The 16218-nt window shown below is 56.9% G+C and carries 17 protein-coding genes; 9 read left to right on the top strand and 8 right to left on the bottom strand.

What is annotated here, in order from left to right; genetic code table 11:
- Window positions 1–29 precede the first annotated feature (29 nt).
- The 4 genes from G8764_RS02410 to G8764_RS02425 all read left to right on the top strand — a co-directional run bounded on the left by G8764_RS02410 (window position 30) and on the right by G8764_RS02425 (window position 3886).
- A complete protein-coding gene (locus tag G8764_RS02410) occupies window positions 30–794 on the top strand; it encodes a M48 family metallopeptidase (protein ID WP_166161494.1) in 765 nt (254 codons plus the stop codon).
- 428 nt (window positions 795–1222) lie between these two features.
- Window positions 1223–2626: a PhoH family protein gene (locus G8764_RS02415; protein WP_243748527.1), complete on the top strand. Its 1404-nt coding sequence runs from the start codon at window positions 1223–1225 to the stop codon at window positions 2624–2626.
- Between the two features lie 217 nt (window positions 2627–2843).
- Window positions 2844–3131 carry an encapsulin-associated ferritin-like protein gene (locus G8764_RS02420; RefSeq protein ID WP_166161496.1) on the top strand — a complete coding sequence of 96 codons (288 nt, stop codon included), beginning with the start codon at window positions 2844–2846 and terminating at the stop codon, window positions 3129–3131.
- Window positions 3132–3247: 116 nt separating this feature from the next.
- A complete protein-coding gene (locus G8764_RS02425; RefSeq protein WP_166161498.1) occupies window positions 3248–3886 on the top strand; it encodes a DUF502 domain-containing protein in 639 nt (212 codons plus the stop codon).
- Between the two features lie 35 nt (window positions 3887–3921).
- Here G8764_RS02425 and G8764_RS02430 read toward each other — a convergent pair whose 3' ends face one another.
- From G8764_RS02430 to G8764_RS02450, 5 genes are all read right to left on the bottom strand, one after another.
- Complete coding sequence (locus tag G8764_RS02430) at window positions 3922–4434, bottom strand: hypothetical protein (RefSeq protein ID WP_166161500.1); 513 nt, start codon at window positions 4432–4434, stop codon at window positions 3922–3924.
- A 39-nt stretch (window positions 4435–4473) separates the two neighbouring features.
- Window positions 4474–5295, bottom strand: coding sequence for an N-acetylmuramoyl-L-alanine amidase (locus G8764_RS02435; protein WP_166161502.1), 822 nt, complete (start codon window positions 5293–5295; stop codon window positions 4474–4476).
- Between the two features lie 195 nt (window positions 5296–5490).
- On the bottom strand, window positions 5491–5970 hold the full coding sequence (locus G8764_RS02440; RefSeq protein ID WP_166161504.1) for a DUF6231 family protein: 480 nt from the start codon (window positions 5968–5970) through the stop codon (window positions 5491–5493).
- A 173-nt stretch (window positions 5971–6143) separates the two neighbouring features.
- Window positions 6144–7007: a glutathione-dependent disulfide-bond oxidoreductase gene (gene yghU / locus G8764_RS02445; protein ID WP_166161506.1), complete on the bottom strand. Its 864-nt coding sequence runs from the start codon at window positions 7005–7007 to the stop codon at window positions 6144–6146.
- Window positions 7008–7151: 144 nt separating this feature from the next.
- On the bottom strand, window positions 7152–7373 hold the full coding sequence (locus tag G8764_RS02450) for a penicillin-binding protein (protein ID WP_166161508.1): 222 nt from the start codon (window positions 7371–7373) through the stop codon (window positions 7152–7154).
- A 333-nt stretch (window positions 7374–7706) separates the two neighbouring features.
- Between G8764_RS02450 and G8764_RS02455 the strand changes: the two genes are divergently transcribed.
- The 3 genes from G8764_RS02455 to G8764_RS02465 all read left to right on the top strand — a co-directional run bounded on the left by G8764_RS02455 (window position 7707) and on the right by G8764_RS02465 (window position 11903).
- Window positions 7707–9404 (top strand): MFS transporter, encoded by a 1698-nt coding sequence (locus tag G8764_RS02455; protein WP_207951634.1) that lies wholly within the window; start codon window positions 7707–7709, stop codon window positions 9402–9404.
- Between the two features lie 36 nt (window positions 9405–9440).
- Window positions 9441–11597, top strand: coding sequence for a phospholipase D-like domain-containing protein (locus G8764_RS02460; protein WP_166161510.1), 2157 nt, complete (start codon window positions 9441–9443; stop codon window positions 11595–11597).
- 72 nt (window positions 11598–11669) lie between these two features.
- Window positions 11670–11903, top strand: a complete 234-nt coding sequence (locus tag G8764_RS02465; RefSeq protein WP_166161512.1) for a hypothetical protein — start codon at window positions 11670–11672, stop codon at window positions 11901–11903.
- 32 nt (window positions 11904–11935) lie between these two features.
- On the opposite strand, the gene G8764_RS02470 is transcribed toward G8764_RS02465, so the two are convergent.
- Entirely contained in the window at window positions 11936–12280 is a 345-nt protein-coding gene (locus tag G8764_RS02470) for a hypothetical protein (RefSeq protein ID WP_166161514.1), read from the bottom strand.
- Between the two features lie 192 nt (window positions 12281–12472).
- Between G8764_RS02470 and G8764_RS02475 the strand changes: the two genes are divergently transcribed.
- Window positions 12473–13039, top strand: a complete 567-nt coding sequence (locus tag G8764_RS02475) for a glycine zipper 2TM domain-containing protein (RefSeq protein ID WP_166161516.1) — start codon at window positions 12473–12475, stop codon at window positions 13037–13039.
- 207 nt (window positions 13040–13246) lie between these two features.
- Here the strand turns inward: G8764_RS02475 and G8764_RS02480 are convergent, their stop codons facing one another.
- Entirely contained in the window at window positions 13247–14323 is a 1077-nt protein-coding gene (locus tag G8764_RS02480) for a PQQ-dependent sugar dehydrogenase (RefSeq protein ID WP_166161517.1), read from the bottom strand.
- 905 nt (window positions 14324–15228) lie between these two features.
- On the opposite strand from G8764_RS02480, the gene G8764_RS02485 reads away from it, so the two are divergent.
- Window positions 15229–15954 (top strand): hypothetical protein, encoded by a 726-nt coding sequence (locus tag G8764_RS02485; protein WP_166161519.1) that lies wholly within the window; start codon window positions 15229–15231, stop codon window positions 15952–15954.
- 76 nt (window positions 15955–16030) lie between these two features.
- Here G8764_RS02485 and G8764_RS02490 read toward each other — a convergent pair whose 3' ends face one another.
- Window positions 16031–16183 carry a hypothetical protein gene (locus G8764_RS02490; RefSeq protein ID WP_207951635.1) on the bottom strand — a complete coding sequence of 51 codons (153 nt, stop codon included), beginning with the start codon at window positions 16181–16183 and terminating at the stop codon, window positions 16031–16033.
- Window positions 16184–16218: the final 35 nt, after the last annotated feature.

Genomic DNA, 16218 nt, shown 5'->3' on the forward strand with positions numbered 1-16218 from the left:
GATTTCCCAGCTGAAAAATTATTCCGCCCATGCCAAGCCTTACTCGCAAACGCCCCCGCGCCGCCAACCGCACCGTGGCTGTTGCCGACCCCGGCCACCTGGGGTTTGATTACCAGATCCGTTACTCCGCCCGCAAAACACTCAGTTTACAGGTCCGCGATGGCAGCGTGCGCCTGGCCGCCCCCCACCACGCCTGCCCCAGGGAGTTGCAACAGTGGCTCGACAGCAAGCTCGAGTGGGTGCGCACCAAACTGGCCGATCAACAGCAGCGACAACTGGAAATTCCCCACCGCAAATTGTGCCAGGGCGAGACCCTGCCACTGCTCGGGCGCTCGCTGGAACTGTGCATCGAACAAACCGGCCAGCGGAGCCGCAGCTCGGTGCAATTGCAGGGCGACCAGCTGCGCCTGCGCTTTTACCCCAACCCCGCCATGAGCCACCAGCAACAGGTCCGGGGTTTGCTGGAGCAGTGGTACAAGGCCCAGGCACGCGCCCTGCTGGCCGCCAAAACCCGCCAGGTCTGTGCCGGCCTCGGGGTGCAGGCCAGCGATATACGCCTGCGCAAAACCATCAGCAAATGGGGTCACTGCACCCCCGCCGGTGTCATCCAGTACAACTGGCTGATCCTACAGGCACCGGAGGCGGTGGTGGATTACCTGGTCACCCACGAGTGCTGCCACCTGGTGCACCTCAATCACAGCAAGCAATTCTGGGCCCTGGTGCAGCGGGTAATGCCCGGCTACCGGGAGCCGCGGCGCTGGCTCCGGGACAATGGCCACACACTGGTGCTTTAAGCGGATACACTATATAAGCCTACAGCGCATAAACTCTCCACGACGACCGCTGGTGCAAGCGACCAGCGGCGCGCTGCTGGAAGAGGTTTAGAATTTAAAATTGATAGGAGCTTTCGGGCCTGGGGTTACACTTCAAGTACCAGACGGCACCGGTAACAGTGTGTGATTCTCGTGCGAATTCAAGGGCTTGGCCGCAACGCTGCAACGGCTTTGGCAAGCGCTCTTAAGACACTGCTTTAAGTGCGGAGCCTACCCATTTCTTTTTATTTTGTTTTTCATGTTTACCGCTTTATCCAGCGCAAACTTTTTCCACCGATCACCCGGTAATTGCTTGCCAGGTTGCGCAAAACTCTGCTAAAACTGAATTACGTCGGCGGAACCCGGTCCCGCTCGGCGAACCCTATCACCACAAGGAAGGAAACTCGCTTATGGTAGATATGCAGCTAGCTGAAATACCCAGCGTCGCGCATCCCATCCTCTACGTCCTCGACACCAACGTCCTGATTCACGACCCCACCGCAATACTGAACTTTGAAGAACACCACGTCATGATTCCCATGACCGTCCTTGAAGAGCTGGACAAGCTCAAAAGCGGCAAACAGTCCATCGCCGCAGATTGTCGCCAGGCGATCCGCGAGATCGACAAAATACTCGGCCGAGCGTCGCCGGAGGAAGTGGAATCGGGGGTGCCCATACCGCGAGAGAGTAAAAACAGCAGCAGCGGCAAACTCTCCATCCTGATGTCCTCCCCTCCCGACAACCTCAGCGTCCTCCCCACCAACCTCAACGACAACAAAATCATCAACGACCTCTGCCTTCTCCAGCACCACTTCCCCGACCATCGCGTCGTCCTCGTTACCAAAGACATCAATATGCGCCTCAAGTCCAGGGGCTGTGGCATCGAGTCCGAGGATTACCACAGTGACCAGTTGGTGACCGATATCGAGCAGCTCAACAAGGGCTATATCGAGTTCCCGGGCAATTTCTGGGACCGCATCGAACAGGTGGAAACGGAACAGCACCTGGGCCGCACCGTGCACCGCATTCCCCGCGCCAACCTCGATACCGAACTGCACACCAATCAATTTATTATCGATGAAATGGGCTTTATCGGCCGGGTGGTTGCGCTTGACGACAGCGACATCAGCCTGCTGCACATCGACCCGCACAGTTTCCTGGAACAGGAAGCCTGGGGCCTGAAGCCACAGGACGTGTACCAGGCCATGGCCTTGAACTTGCTGATGGACCCGGACATCCACCTGGTCAACCTGACCGGCGCGGCCGGCTCCGGTAAAACCATTCTCGCCCTCGCCGCAGCCATTGAAATGACCGTGGCCAACAAACAATACCGGCGCATCATTGCCACTCGCAGCATCCAGGGGCTGGATGAAGACATCGGCTTCCTGCCGGGTACCGAGGCGGAGAAAATGGAGCCCTGGCTGGGTGCCATTACCGACAACCTGGAGGCACTGCACTGCGACGACGAAGACTGTTCCGGCAGCATCGACTATGTGCTCAACAAGGTGCCACTGCACTTCAAGTCGCTTAACTACATTCGCGGCCGCAGCTTCCAGCACAGCCTGATCCTGATCGACGAGTCGCAAAACCTGACCCCGCACCAGATCAAGACCATCATCACCCGCGCCGGCAGCGGCTCCAAGGTCATCTGTCTCGGCAATCTGGCACAGATCGACACGCCCTACCTGAACGCCACCAGCTCCGGCCTCACCTACCTGACGGAGCGTTTCAAGGACTTCGCCCACGGCGGCAACATCAAGCTGCAGGGAGTACCGCGCTCACTGCTGGCTGAGTACGCCGAAGCGAATTTGTAGCAACTGCCCCGCTATAAAGCCCGCAATCTGCTTCACAGCGAATTGCGGGCTCTTTTTTAATATTCCTACACCAGCCGTTAATAGGGCCCGGGTCTGGCAAATCACCCGCAGCGCAGGGCACAAACGTTTCGCCCCGATTTACGTGGATTTTTACCGCCCGCGAAGGCTAGAATAGTGGCGCATAAATATTCAGGCAAAAATCTGAGGAGTCAGCCCTATGGCCAATGAAGGTTATCACGAGCCCGTCGAATTACTCTCCACCGAAACCAAGGACATGCACAAGGCGATCGTTTCCCTGATGGAAGAACTGGAAGCCGTCGACTGGTACAACCAGCGGGTCGATGCCTGCGAAGACGAAGAATTGAAAGCCATCCTGGCCCACAATCGCGATGAAGAAAAAGAACACGCCGCGATGGTGCTGGAGTGGATTCGCCGCAAGGACCCGAAGTTCGACAGTGAACTCAAAGACTTCCTGTTTACCAGCAAACCCATCGCGCACAAGTAAGCCGCCATATTCACCATTGGCAGGTTACCCGGTTAAGTTAAATTGTTGCATTTCATTACTGCCCCGCCAAGCGGGGCCTGCCCTCCCTTTCTGTTCGCTCACAACGGTTCTAAACCATGAAAAACACATTGAAATTGGTGCTGCAGGGGCTGGGCACGGTCTTGCCACTGGGCCTCACCATCTACGCAATAATCTGGCTGGCCACAGTGCTGGAACAGCTGGCCGGCCAGGTATTGCTGTTTATTTTCCCAAGGACCCTGTATTTCCCGGGCCTCGGCCTGATCGCCGGGGTGGGCATGCTGTTCGTCGTTGGCTTGATGATGAACATGTACGGCATGCGTCACCTGGTGACTATTGGCGATCGCATCATCCAGAAGATCCCCCTGGTTAAATCCATTTACGCCTCCATTAAGGACATCATCACTGTATTCCAGCTGGGCAAGAGTTCCGACCTCAGCAGCGTGGTCAGCGTCGATATGGGCAACAACATCTATCAAATTGGTTTTGTCACTGGCGCCAAAACCGGCAAACGACTGTTCCCCGACCAGGACCGGGTCGGCGTCTACCTGCCCATGAGCTACCAGATTGGGGGCTTTACCATGTACGTCGAGCGCGAGCGGCTGACCGAGCTGAATATCGGTGTCGAGGAAGCCATGCGTATCGCCCTGACCGGGGGAGCCCAGTCGGAAAAAACCGCGCCACGTAAAAAAAAGGCGCCGGCCTCAGCCAATGGCGACAGCAAAGAGTCAAACTAAAGCGCCTTGGTCTCCAGCGGGAGAGATATGGCGAGTTACAACTGCAGCGTCGCCACAATTTCGTCTGCCACTTCGACAACTTCAGTGATGCCCACATCGTCCGCCCTTCGATACAGCTTGGCAACTGAAACCACCGCTGTCCTGGCGGCGGCGGAGGGGCAGGCAGCCCGCACGGTATAACCGCCAAACTGCGAGATAAAATAGCCATCGTAGCTGGTACTGTGCTGGGAGCCGCCACTGCCCCTTACTCTGGCGGCAGCGGATTTATGCCACTCGCTCAAGCGCTGCAGGCACTCTGGCAGGCCAATGTTTACCTTGGCGGTGCGCAGTGCAACGAGCGGGTTGCCCCCCAGGTCCTGCTCATAAGCCGCCAGGGTTTGCTCCAGCGCCTGGATGGTTTGCTCCTGCTCAGCCAGGCGCTTGCTGTAGTCGTAATACTTGAGCCCGGCAGTACCGGCGACGCCGGCGACACCGCCAATCAGTGCGACAATCACCGCCTGCCAGGCGTTAATCCTGGCTATTTTTATGGCTGGCGTAGACTCATCCATAACAGCATCCAATCACTCCGCACTCAAATACGCTGGCTCTCAAACAGACTCGATATAGTGGCCGTGCACCCAGCCGGTGCGGTGACTGTCGCCGTCCAATACATCGAGTACGTCGATGTGGCGCCAGACTCCACTCTCACCGATAACTTCAAGCCTGGTGCCCAGCGGCAGTGGGCCAAAGGCCAATTTCTCGTACTCGACTCCGGGGCCACTGCGAATATTCAGAACCGCGACGGTGACAAAGACTTCCACAACCTCCTGCTCTCGACCGATTACAGCGGAGCGAATGCGCGCCATGGGAAAGGCGGGACCGGGATCACTTTTGCGCCCCGGGGCGATGTCATCGTGGCCGATAACATCGAGCAGGTCGTAGTGATTGACCAGGCAGACAGCAATATTTTGCAGTGTCTCCAGTTGCGCCCCGCTATAGGTGTGCCAGCCGCACTCGGCACCGCCGTTTTTATGGCGAGCTTCGATGACATTGGCCGGGTCAACCGGGTCGCCCCAGGTACTGCACCAGCCATTGACGCGACGCTCCAGTCGGCCGGGGTTGTCCAGCTCGATGCCGATGGAACATGAATTCAGCCCCTCCCGACCGGCCCAACGGCTGCTGCCGGCGTGCCAGGCTTTGCGATTGAACGCCACCAGCTGGGTTGTGGCACCATCCTGGCCGATCACCAGGTGGGCAGAAGCCCGGGCGTCCTTATTGGTCAGCCAATTGATGGAGCTGCTGGCGCTGCGCCCGGCGGTGTAGTGGATCACCAGGAATTCCGGCTTTATTGTGTCGCTCTGGTTGGGACTGCGCCTGAACTCCACCGGTGTGCCGTTGTCACCGATCAATCGATGGTTGACGACTCTCATTGCCTCTTCCTCTGCTGTCCTTATTCGCAAAAAACAATGTTATGAGCTGTAAAAATGTTATGAGCTGTAAAAATATTCCGAGCAGGAAAATGTCCGCGCAAGCGCAGCCACGCTTCAATTCATACTCTTATTTTTCCCTTTACGCCAGTGTTTCCCATTCCAGCTGCCTCCTCTGGCCTTTGCAGCCTAAAAAAGTCACCAGCGGTACTTGCCCCAGTTCTCCGGGTTGGCCCAGAATTTCGGGTTGTTCCAATCGCGCTTGCGATTGTAGGAGGCGATGTCGTAACTGTAGCTGCAGAGCTCGCTGTCTCCACTGCTATAGCAATGCTCGCGCTTGAAGCCGAGACCAATCATGCTATTGAAATTCCACTCCGGGCAGGTCAACACCGCGACCCAGACCTTGTCACATTTGAGGTTGCGCAGTCGGCACAGCAGATGCCTGCCCTCCTCTACCGGCTGCTGCTCCAGGTAATCGAACACCACCCCCAGTTCAAAGTGCGGTAAATCATCCAGCTCATCGATGTTGTGTACACGGGCGACGCGGCAACCCTGTTGCTCAAGGGCTTCCAGGGCGGGCACCGGGTCTCCGGTACAATAGACCAGGCTGTCCGGCTGCAGGCCCTCAATGGTAGCGATCAGTTCAGGGATGATTTCAGCAAGCTTATCATTGTACATTTTATATTCTCTGAGTCAGCTGTGGCAGGACAATGGGTATGTTCGGATTGAGCCCTGCCCACCCGGCCGATCAACTCTGCCCAATTGTGGTTTTGACCAGCATGGGCCTGGTTTATTACCGCAAAACCCGGTTCGTTCGCCCCGGCATAAACCTGTCTCCAGCGGCAGAGCGGTCACACCCCCAGCTTGTCGGCAGTCTTCAACTCGAAATCACTGGCATCGTGACGCTCGTGCAACTGGGTTGCAGGCTCGCCGGACGTGCGATTAACCATGCGCCCGCGCTGGTAGGCCGGGCGGGCAAAGACCGCCTTGCGCCAGCGCTCGACATGCTTGTAGGTGTGGACCTGCAGGAACTCCCCGGCCTCATAGCCATCCCCTGCCTGCAACAGACCGTACCAGGGCGCGATGGCCATATCGGCGATGGTGTAGTCATCGCCGGCGATATATTCCCGCTGCGCCAGCTGCCGGTCCAGCACATCCAGTTGCCGCTTCACCTCCATGGCGTAACGGTTGATGGGGTATTCGTACTTTTCCGGTGCGTAGGCGTAAAAATGGCCGAAACCGCCACCCAAAAACGGCGCCGACCCCATCTGCCACATCAACCAGTTCATGGTCTCGGCGCGCAGGGCTGGCTCAGTGGGCAGGAATTCGCCAAACTTTTCCGCCAGGTAAAACAGAATCGAACCGGATTCAAACACCCGTATCGGCTGCTCCCCGGAGCGATCCACCATGGCCGGAATCTTGGAGTTGGGATTGATATCGACAAAACCACTGGAAAACTGGTCACCTTCGCCAATCCTGATCAGCCAGGCGTCGTATTCTGCGCCGCTATGCCCCTTCTCCAGCAACTCCTCCAGCATCACTGTAACCTTGACCCCGTTGGGAGTGGCCAGGGAATAGAGCTGCAGAGGGTGCTTGCCCACCGGCAACTCCCGCTCGTGGGTGGGGCCGGCGATGGGGCGATTGATCTTGGCCCAATTGCCGCCACTTTCCTTGTCCCAGGTCCAGATTTTCGGTGGGGTGTAGGTGTCGGACACAAAAAACTCCTCTATTTTCGGTCAATGGGTTCAGGTGCGCTGGCTCCTGCAGTTGCTGCATCTTAATGGCTCAAGCAGTGGCTGCAAAGGCCGCAGAGCCCAAACGGCATACCCGGAGGGGATAGCGCTACACCTGGCAGCCAATCAGTAAGAGGAGTTCGGCGTATTTTCCGGGTCGACCTCGCCGTAGACTTCGTCCGGGTCCACATCATTGAGAAGCAGGGTTTCCCGGACTTTTTCGATATGTTCCAGTACGGCTTGATAACGTTCACCGTACTCGTATTTGGTCACTTCTATCGCTTTCGGCATATAGGTAAACGCTATCTTCAATGCCATCAATGCGTCGTCATCCATCTTCTGGTTCATACAATCAACACCTCTCACTGTCTTAAAAACCGTAATGTCCGGGCTTGCCAGCTGGCCTTTTATCAAATCACCACCGCGCCCAGCAGAGCAGGTTCAAGCGGTTAGCAGGCCCGTAATTTCCCCCACCATAGCGCTCAAACCCTGCTTCTGCCAGCGGCGCAGAATTGGTTGTATCCCCAACCCCTGCCCTACTGCGGCGGTTTGACCGGCACAAGGCTTCAATGATATAAGCTGCAACCGTCATTTATCCTGCTCTCCGGCGCGCAGGAAGCAGCCTTTGGCGCTGCTGTTCAACCTCGAACTCCTCACTATAAAAGGACTACACTAATTACCGTGACAGCCAACCAGGATAAGGCAGACAATAACCTGGCCACCAGCGCACCACCTGGGCGCAGCGGGCCTGCCCTGGCACCGCTGCGGGAGCCGGTGTTTCGGCGCATATGGATCGCCAGTGTCCTCGCCAATTTGGGCCAGCTCATCCTCGGCGTGGGTGTGGCCTGGGAGATGACCCGCCTGACTTCATCGGCCAGCATGGTCGCGCTGGTCCAGACAGCGATGATGCTGCCGTTAATGCTGGTGGCGCTGCCCGCGGGCGCCATTGCCGACACCTACGACCGGCGTAAAGTAGCCATGCTGGGTCTCGGTATCGCCTCTTTTTTTGCAGCCATTCTAACCAGCCTGGCTTACCTCGACCTGACATCCCCCTGGGTGTTGCTGCTTTTTTGCACATTAATCGGTACTGGCGTAGGGCTATATAACCCTTCCTGGCAGTCGTCCATTGGGGAGCAGGTAAAGCCTGAAGACCTGCCTGCCGCAGTTGCGCTGGGCACCATCAGCTTTAATGTGGCGCGCAGCTTTGGCCCGGCCATTGGTGGCCTTATCGTGATCGCCGCCGGTGCCCAGGCTACATTTGCGTTCAGTGCGTTCGCGTACCTGCCGTTGATACTGGCCTTTTTCCTGTGGCAGCGCGGGCACATACTCTCGCGCTTGCCGCCCGAGCGAATCGGCCGCGCTATGGTTTCCGGCGTGCGCTACGCGTTCCACGCCCACTCTATTCGCACCGTGCTGATACGCACCTTCCTGTTTGGGCTTGCGGGAGCCACAGCCAATGCCCTGGCGCCGCTGATCGCCAAAGACCTGCTCAATGGTGACGCCAGCATCTTTGGTATTCTGCTGGGTGCCAGCGGCGTTGGCGCAGTAACGGGAGCGCTGCTGCTGAGCCAGTTGCGCGATCGTCTGGGCACTGAAAAAGCCACTGCAGCACTGGCCGTAGTGGGCGGCCTGGCATTGGTGAGTATCGGCTTTAGCCGTTCCCTGCCCTTGACCTGCCTCGGCATGTTCCTGACCGGCGGCGCCAGCATGCTCACCATCGCACTGCTTAACATAGCGGTGCAGACCACGGTACCACGCTGGGTCACTGCGCGGGCGCTGTCACTGTATACCTCCTTCCTAACCGGCGGCATCGCTATTGGCTCCTGGTTTTGGGGCAGCGTTGCCAACACCTGGACCATCGAGGTGGCGATTATTGCCTCGGGGCTGCTTATGCTGGCGCTGCCCTTATTCTCGCTGCTGTTGCGCCTGCCAGAGATGAGCAATATGGGCTCGGAACTGATCACCATTGCCAACGAACCGGAAGTGGCACTGCCCATCACCATGCGTTCCGGCCCCATCGTGATTGAGTTCGAGTATCGAATCGACCAGAAAGACGCACGGGCCTATTACAACGCCTTGCAAGAAATTCGGCGGGTGCGACTGCGCAACGGCGGCTTCAACTGGTCCATTACCCGGGATATCGGCGACCCGGCACTCTGGATTGAGCGCTTTCACTGCCCCACCTGGGCCGATTATTTGCGTATGCGGGACCGCTCCACCAAAGCGGATAAGGAGGCGCAAGCAGCGGTCGATAAATTCATCATCAACGGCGAACCAAAGCGCGTTCGCCGGGGCCTGGAGCGCCCCGTCGGCTCCGTGCGCTGGCAGGGGGATACACCGGATGCACAGCAAGAACCAGTGACCTTTGTGGCCCCCTGACGGGCTTGGGCCCCGGCAACCGGTAGCAGCTCGGTTGTGGTTGCACTGGCACCGACAGAGGACTATCGTAGCAGTATTGGACGCCGCGGCCTCACCGTCATGTCACAGGACTTGCCTGACCGGTTAATGCGCGTGCGGAGGCGCTTGCTGCTGCCTCTGCTGGGCCCGCTATTGCTGGCCGCCTGCCAATCCCTGCAGCCGCACGGATCCTTCAACCCATCACACCTCGACGAGCGCAATGAGCCGCCGCTGATTGCGCAGCAAGCCTTTTTTACCTCGGATCAGTTTTACATCCGTTTTCATCGCGGCGCCGATGAGGTTTACGCTGGCGGTGCCTGGGCCGACAAAATCAGTTTGTCGGCCCTGGTGGACAGCCAAAATGCCGAACATGGCCCTTTTGTGTTGCCGCTGCAATACGAGCAAACAGAACCCTGGCCGCTGACCCGGCAGGATGCATTTCCGGTAACCATTTTGGGTATGTCCCTGTGGCAGGCATTCCGCCAGCAGTTGTTTCAGTCCATTATCCCCACCCAAGCAAAATCCGGCATCGTGGTGCACTTTCCCACCGATGACTATTTCTTTTATCACGATGAAAACGGCGAGTTTCGCACCATATTGCTGCAGTACAAGCCGGGCGAATACAGTGTCTTCGACACCATCTCCTCGGCCCAGCTTGTGGTCCGGGGCAGGCCCCTGTTGCAAAAGTTCCTGCAGCAGAAAGGCATTGATGACGAGCATATTCTCTTCAACACCGGCGACGCCGGCCCGTATTCGCTGCCGTTTCTCTATGTCAACACGCGTTTTAATATCCCGGTTTTCGTCCGCCAACAACCCCTCACAACTGGCCCCGGGTCGAATCGGGCCGGTGGCATCGTCAAGGCCGGTGTCCACCTGGTAAACAGCCATTTACGCGGTTTCACTCGCACCCCGATATCCTCCGTTTACCGCTTGTTTTTTCTCGCCACCGACACCCTCACCGAAACTCTGCGACCCAACTGGCTGGGCTCCTTTAGCGGCCTTGCTGTACCGCCTTTGAACAGCGGCGAAATGATGGACCTCAGCGAGTGGGAATTGCGCCTCGACAGCCTCACCAACCGCAAAACCAGTCACGGCGGGATCCACTACCTGGTGGACGGCGAAGCGTTTTTCACCCGCTTCAGCGACGCGGTGACCTCGGCGAGGACTTCCATCGCCCTGCGCATGTATATTTTTGACGACGATGACTACGCTCTCAAAATTGCCGATATGCTCAAGCGCAAATCCAATCAGGGTGTCGAGGTACGGGTCTTGCTCGATGGCCTTGGCACCATCCTGTCGACCGTGGAGCAACAGACCTCGCTTCCGGGTGAACATGTCTCGCCGCACTCGATGAAGTCCTACCTGCGCCGGGACTCAGAGGTCAAGGTGCGCCTCTCCGGCAACCCCTGGATGACCGGCGACCATGTCAAGTCTGTGGTGATCGACAACCGCCGAGCGTTTCTGGGCGGTATGAATATCGCCCGCGAATACCGCTACGACTGGCACGATGTGATGATGGAGATCGACGGCCCGGTGGTCGCCGAACTGCAACACGAATTCAACAAGGCCTGGGCACACGCCAGCTTTCTCGGTGATTTCGGCTTTTTCCTGGAGCAACTACGCGGCCCGCCCGATGACGGTGAACAGGCCGGCAATTATCCCTTGCGGCTGCTGTACACCAAATTTCACAATGCGGAAATCTTTCGCATCCAGCGCCAGGCAATGCGTTTTGCCAAGCAGCGGATCTACGTCGAGAACCCCTATTTCACCGACGACGCCATGCTGAAGGAGTTGGTCAAAGCCCGCTATCGCGGCGTCGATGTGCGCGTAATTTTACCGCTGGTGACCGACCGCGGCCCGATCACCAGGAACAATATCCTGGCAGCCAATATCATGCTGGAGCACGGCATACGAGTTTACCTCTATCCCGGCATGTCCCACGTCAAGGCGGCCGTGTTTGACGGCTGGGCCTGCCTCGGCAGTGCCAATTGGGATCGATTGAGCTTGCAGATCAACAAGGAAATCAACATCGCCACTTCCGCCCCCGAAGCGGTCAATGAGCTGGTCACCGTGCTGTTCGAGGCCGACTTCGTCGAGGCCGAAGAAATCATCGAACCCTTCCCGGTCAGGTGGCAGGATCACCTGCTGGAAAAGTTTGGGGACTATTTGTTTTGAGCCGCACCACCATTTTTCGGTACACTGCGAGCAAGTGGAGCCTCTAACCCAGCCAACCGACCGAGACTGACAATGGACTGCCCCGACAATTACGACAACCTTCCCGATGTGCGCGACGGCCTCAACAAAAAAGAGCGAGCCGTATTGTACTGCCTGCAACAAACCCAGCAGGAATTGAACGGCAGAAACGTCCCGACCATTATGCTCTATGGCCGGGTATTGGAGCTGGTCGATATCAGCCAGGATGAACTGCAGTCGATTCTCTCGCGCTTTGCCGGTTTGACCAAACTGCCGGGCGATCGCTAACTGGCACGGCTGATAACCCTTATTACAACTGCCTAGCAGCCTCGACAGGGTCTTACCGAAAAGTAATCAAAGGTGGGATACCTGGGATCTTCGTTATAGCAGCTGTCAGGAATATAAAAACTGGCTTCCTTGCGCTGCATAAACGCCTCGGTTAAAAGGCTAAGGGTCTGCCGTCCCCCAGCAGAGCTGCTGTCCCAGCGAAGCGACTTGCTGGCGCATTCGTAGGGTCCCACTGCCTTGCTGATAATCATATAGCAGGTCGAATCGTTTACGTGACAGCCTATCTTATTGATCTGGGACCACCCCGACATCCCGGCCGCCAAAACGCTATTTGAACCCATCAACGCACCAAGCAATACGTAAGTTCCCTTTTTCATTTTTTTCTTCCTTTTTGCTGGAATAAATACGTTAGCGCCCGACTGCCAGAAGCCGGGCATCAAATAAATGGATGAATGTGGAGCGCATCACACTACTGGCATTGGGCTGTATGCGCCAAAACCGCATTCAGGCTCCGTTCATTCACCCGGCCCTATTATGCCGCCATTCAACTCGCAATAGGAGGTTTTAGTATGAACAAGTCAATGTTGACCGGTGTGGTCCTGGGTGCTGTGGTGGTTACCGCCGGGGGCACGGGCGCTCTGGCCCTGAAACAAAATGGGACCCTGGAACTGTCCGGCCCCAGCTACGCCGATGTAATGAAAGTGGAGCCGGTTACCGAAACAATCCGCACGCCCCGCGAGGTGTGTCACGATGAGATCGTCACCCACCAGAAGCAGCCGGTGGATGAAAACAAGATCGCCGGCAGCGCGATTGGCGCCGTAATCGGCGGCGTGATCGGCAAGCAAATTGGCGGCGGTAACGGCAAGAAACTGGCGACCGTAGCCGGGGCTGTGGCAGGCGGCTACGCGGGTAACAAGGTACAGGGCGAATTGCAGGCCCGCGACACCTACCAGACCACCGAGAGACGCTGCGAGACCACCGTTGACGTCAAACAGAACACCGTCGGTTACAACGTAACCTACAGCTTCGAGGACAAGGTATTCAACGTCCGCATGGCGGAGAGACCTTCCGCCGAGCGCCTGCAAGTCAATGCCGAAGGACAGCTGGTAGAACCCCAGGCCAAGGCCAGCCTCTAGGCACAGTCCTCAACCTGCCTCGACACACAGTCGGGCAGCCTCAGTAAGGCAGCTTTACTAAGGCGACTACACCAAGGCGACAGCAATCGAACCATCGATGCTGTTGCTTTTTTTATCGTTGCGCCCCGCCCCGGCACAAGTCAGCGACCAGCAGAAGTGCGCCCGGGCGTACTTGGCTGGCCCCAGCGCAATCAAATGTGTATGAGTTCAGGGCAGCACCTGATAAATGCCGTTTCCATCAGTAGCAACGTAGATATAGCCGTCGGGCATTTGTTTGACGTTGCGCACGCGACCGACACCCTCCAGTACCGTTTCCGTAGCGACGACTTTATTGCCATCCAGTTTGCACAGCACCAGGTAGCCAAATTTTAGCGAGCCGACCAATAAATGCCCTTGCCACTCAGGGTAGAGCTCACTGGTGACAAAGGTCATGCCGGAGGGGGCGATGGATGGGTCCCAGAAATACAGCGGCTGCTCCATGCCCTCTTTGTGGGTTAAATCGGTAATTTTGGTGCCATTGTAGTTGATGCCGTAGGTGATTACCGGCCAGCCATAATTCTTGCCCCTGGCGATAAGGTTGATTTCATCACCGCCCCGGGGACCATGCTCGTGGATCCATATCGCGCCGGTCTGCGGGTGGCGCACCATACCCTGGGGGTTGCGATGACCGTAAGAATAAATGGCGGCACGGGCATTTTTATTGTTTACAAATGGGTTGTCGTCCGGGATGCGACCATCGTCGTGGAGGCGATAGACCTTGCCGTTATCGCGACTGATGTCCTGGGGGTTCTCGCTTTCGTTGCCACGGTCACCTATGGAGAAGTACAAATAACCCTGCGAGTCAAACTCGATCCGGCTGCCGAAGTGACGACCCCCGCGGGTATTGGGCGCCTTGTACAGCTGGGTAAGATCGACCAGTGATTGACCCTCCAGCCGCGCCCGCACTATGGCCGTATTACTGCCCGAGCCCGCACCTGCGGCACTGGCATAGGACAAATAGACCCACCGGTTAGCGACAAAATCCGGGTGTAACTCAATATCCAGCAAACCGCCCTGACCGGTCACTTCGATCTCCGGCAGGCCTGTAATTTCGATCTTTGTGTCAGTCGCCGGATCTGCCCGATACAGCTTGCCCGCTCGGTCAGTCACCAAAAACTGGCCGTCGGCCAGCTGTACCATTCCCCAGGGCACGGTGATGCCAGTGATTACCTGACGCATTTCATACGGCCCTGCCAGAGCCATGGATGAAAACAAACACAGCAATAGGGTAAGTCGAACAGCCATTTGTAGGTTCCTGCGATAGATTGTTGGCGGCTCCTCGCGACCCGCCCTCTGCTAAACGTGTGCGTATTCTATTGCAAAATCGCCCACTCCGTCGTGCTTTTCAGTTTGGTAAAACACTCTGCGCTTCAGGGGCACGCTCGATAACGATTGTTTGACCACGAGTATCTCTTTAACTTTATATTCGAGACCCCTTGACCATTCGACACCGCGCGTTAATTCACCCCGGAAATGTAAACTCCTGGGTAAAATTCCGCCTGGTTCTCAAAAACTTGAGCACCAATGATTCTCACGACAAAATATCGACGTTTAACTTTTTTCCCTTGTCGAAAGTCAAAGTTAGGCGTAGCGTGAAATACAACGCCAAGAGCGCGACTTGCATCAAGTTTCTTTTCAGCCACAGTCAGACCAGACTGCAGCTGATGTTGGTGCAGGCCACTGTCGGCGAGTTGTTGTTAGCAGCTGTAGCTGTTAAAGGAAGCAAAGGAAAAATGCAATAACAATAACCAGGGATAGTGCTTATGGACACGCATCCCAGTAGTAACACTCAACCGGCTCAATTCTCTGCGCACAGTTGTAACTCCAGCACTGTGACTGCCCCCCTAAGGGTTATTACCCACACTCCGACCAAGCGCAAGCCCAGCCAGGGGCTGCAACCTCACCGCACCGAATTTGCACACTTTGAGTGCTCATCTTTTTGGGGAAAACCAATCCTTCTGGATCTGTACGCTGAACACCGCGCCAGGAGGCCACTACTTCAGCAAGTGACAGGTAGGTGACCCGGGAAAAGCCACGCAGGCTATCGGCAGACGTTTACGATCAACCTGCGGAGACTGCAATGACCAGCAGCGATACATTCTGGTGCCTGTAAAGCCGGTTCGCACTACACCGACAAAAGGAGTCATGCTATGAATACCATAAAAGCTGGCAAGTCGACTGTGAAATGGTTTGTACAACTGGCGGCTTGCGTGATTTTCACAGTCACAGCGCAGATGTCATTGGCAGGTTGGGCAGGAGATAAAATCCAGGTCCGCGAGCCAGGCAAGCTGTACAATCAATTGTCCGGCGACTGGTGGAATTGGGCAATGCAGTTTCCGTTAGCCACCAATCCGATCCTTGAAGACGGCGCAGTTGACTGCTCCCGCGGCCAACGCGGAAAGGTCTGGTTCCTGGCCGGAACCTTTGGCGGCACGGCAAGCCGATCCTGTACAGTCCCGGCGGGTAAAGCCCTGTTCTTTCCGCTGACAAACTCCCTGTGGTGGGCACCGGAAGACGGTGAAGACGCCGTTGCATTGAGAGTGTTGGCAAATGACCAGGTCGACCCGGTGAGTGTTCTGGAGATCACCATCAACGGGGTTGCCATTGAAGACCCCTTCGCCTATCGAGCGCAGTCTTTGCCCGGTGGCTTCGATCTGGATTTCGGCCCACTGTTGGCGGATTTAGGCATAGCCCCGGAACCGGACCCTCGTATCGCCGTGGCCGATGGCTACTGGATTTTGCTCGCGCCGCTGAAAAAAGGCGTTCACGAAATCCACTTTCATGCCATTACCGGAGACCCGGACAGCCCGGACTTTGAAATCGAGGTAACCTATTATATTTCGGTCGTCAATGGAGGCCATGGTTTCGGGCACTAGTAACAGGGTGATAAGCAGGGCTGGTTGACAGGAGTTATCACGGTAACTCCTGTCACCCAGACTTTATTACCGCAACTTACAATGACAACTCATCGGCAAGTGCCCGCAGCAGGCCTGCCCCGTCCCCGCGCCAGGCACTGCCGTGCATGCAGGCTAGCGTGGTTGGCCGGGTAGCAGCCAGCCGCTCCAGCACGGCCCGGGTATTTTTACTGTGCGAGAAATAATCCATCTGCAAATACCACCGGGGTATTGATGCGATAAATT

Source organism: Pseudomaricurvus alcaniphilus (genome assembly GCF_011440395.1).
In the GTDB taxonomy this organism is placed as follows: domain Bacteria; phylum Pseudomonadota; class Gammaproteobacteria; order Pseudomonadales; family Cellvibrionaceae; genus Pseudomaricurvus; species Pseudomaricurvus alcaniphilus.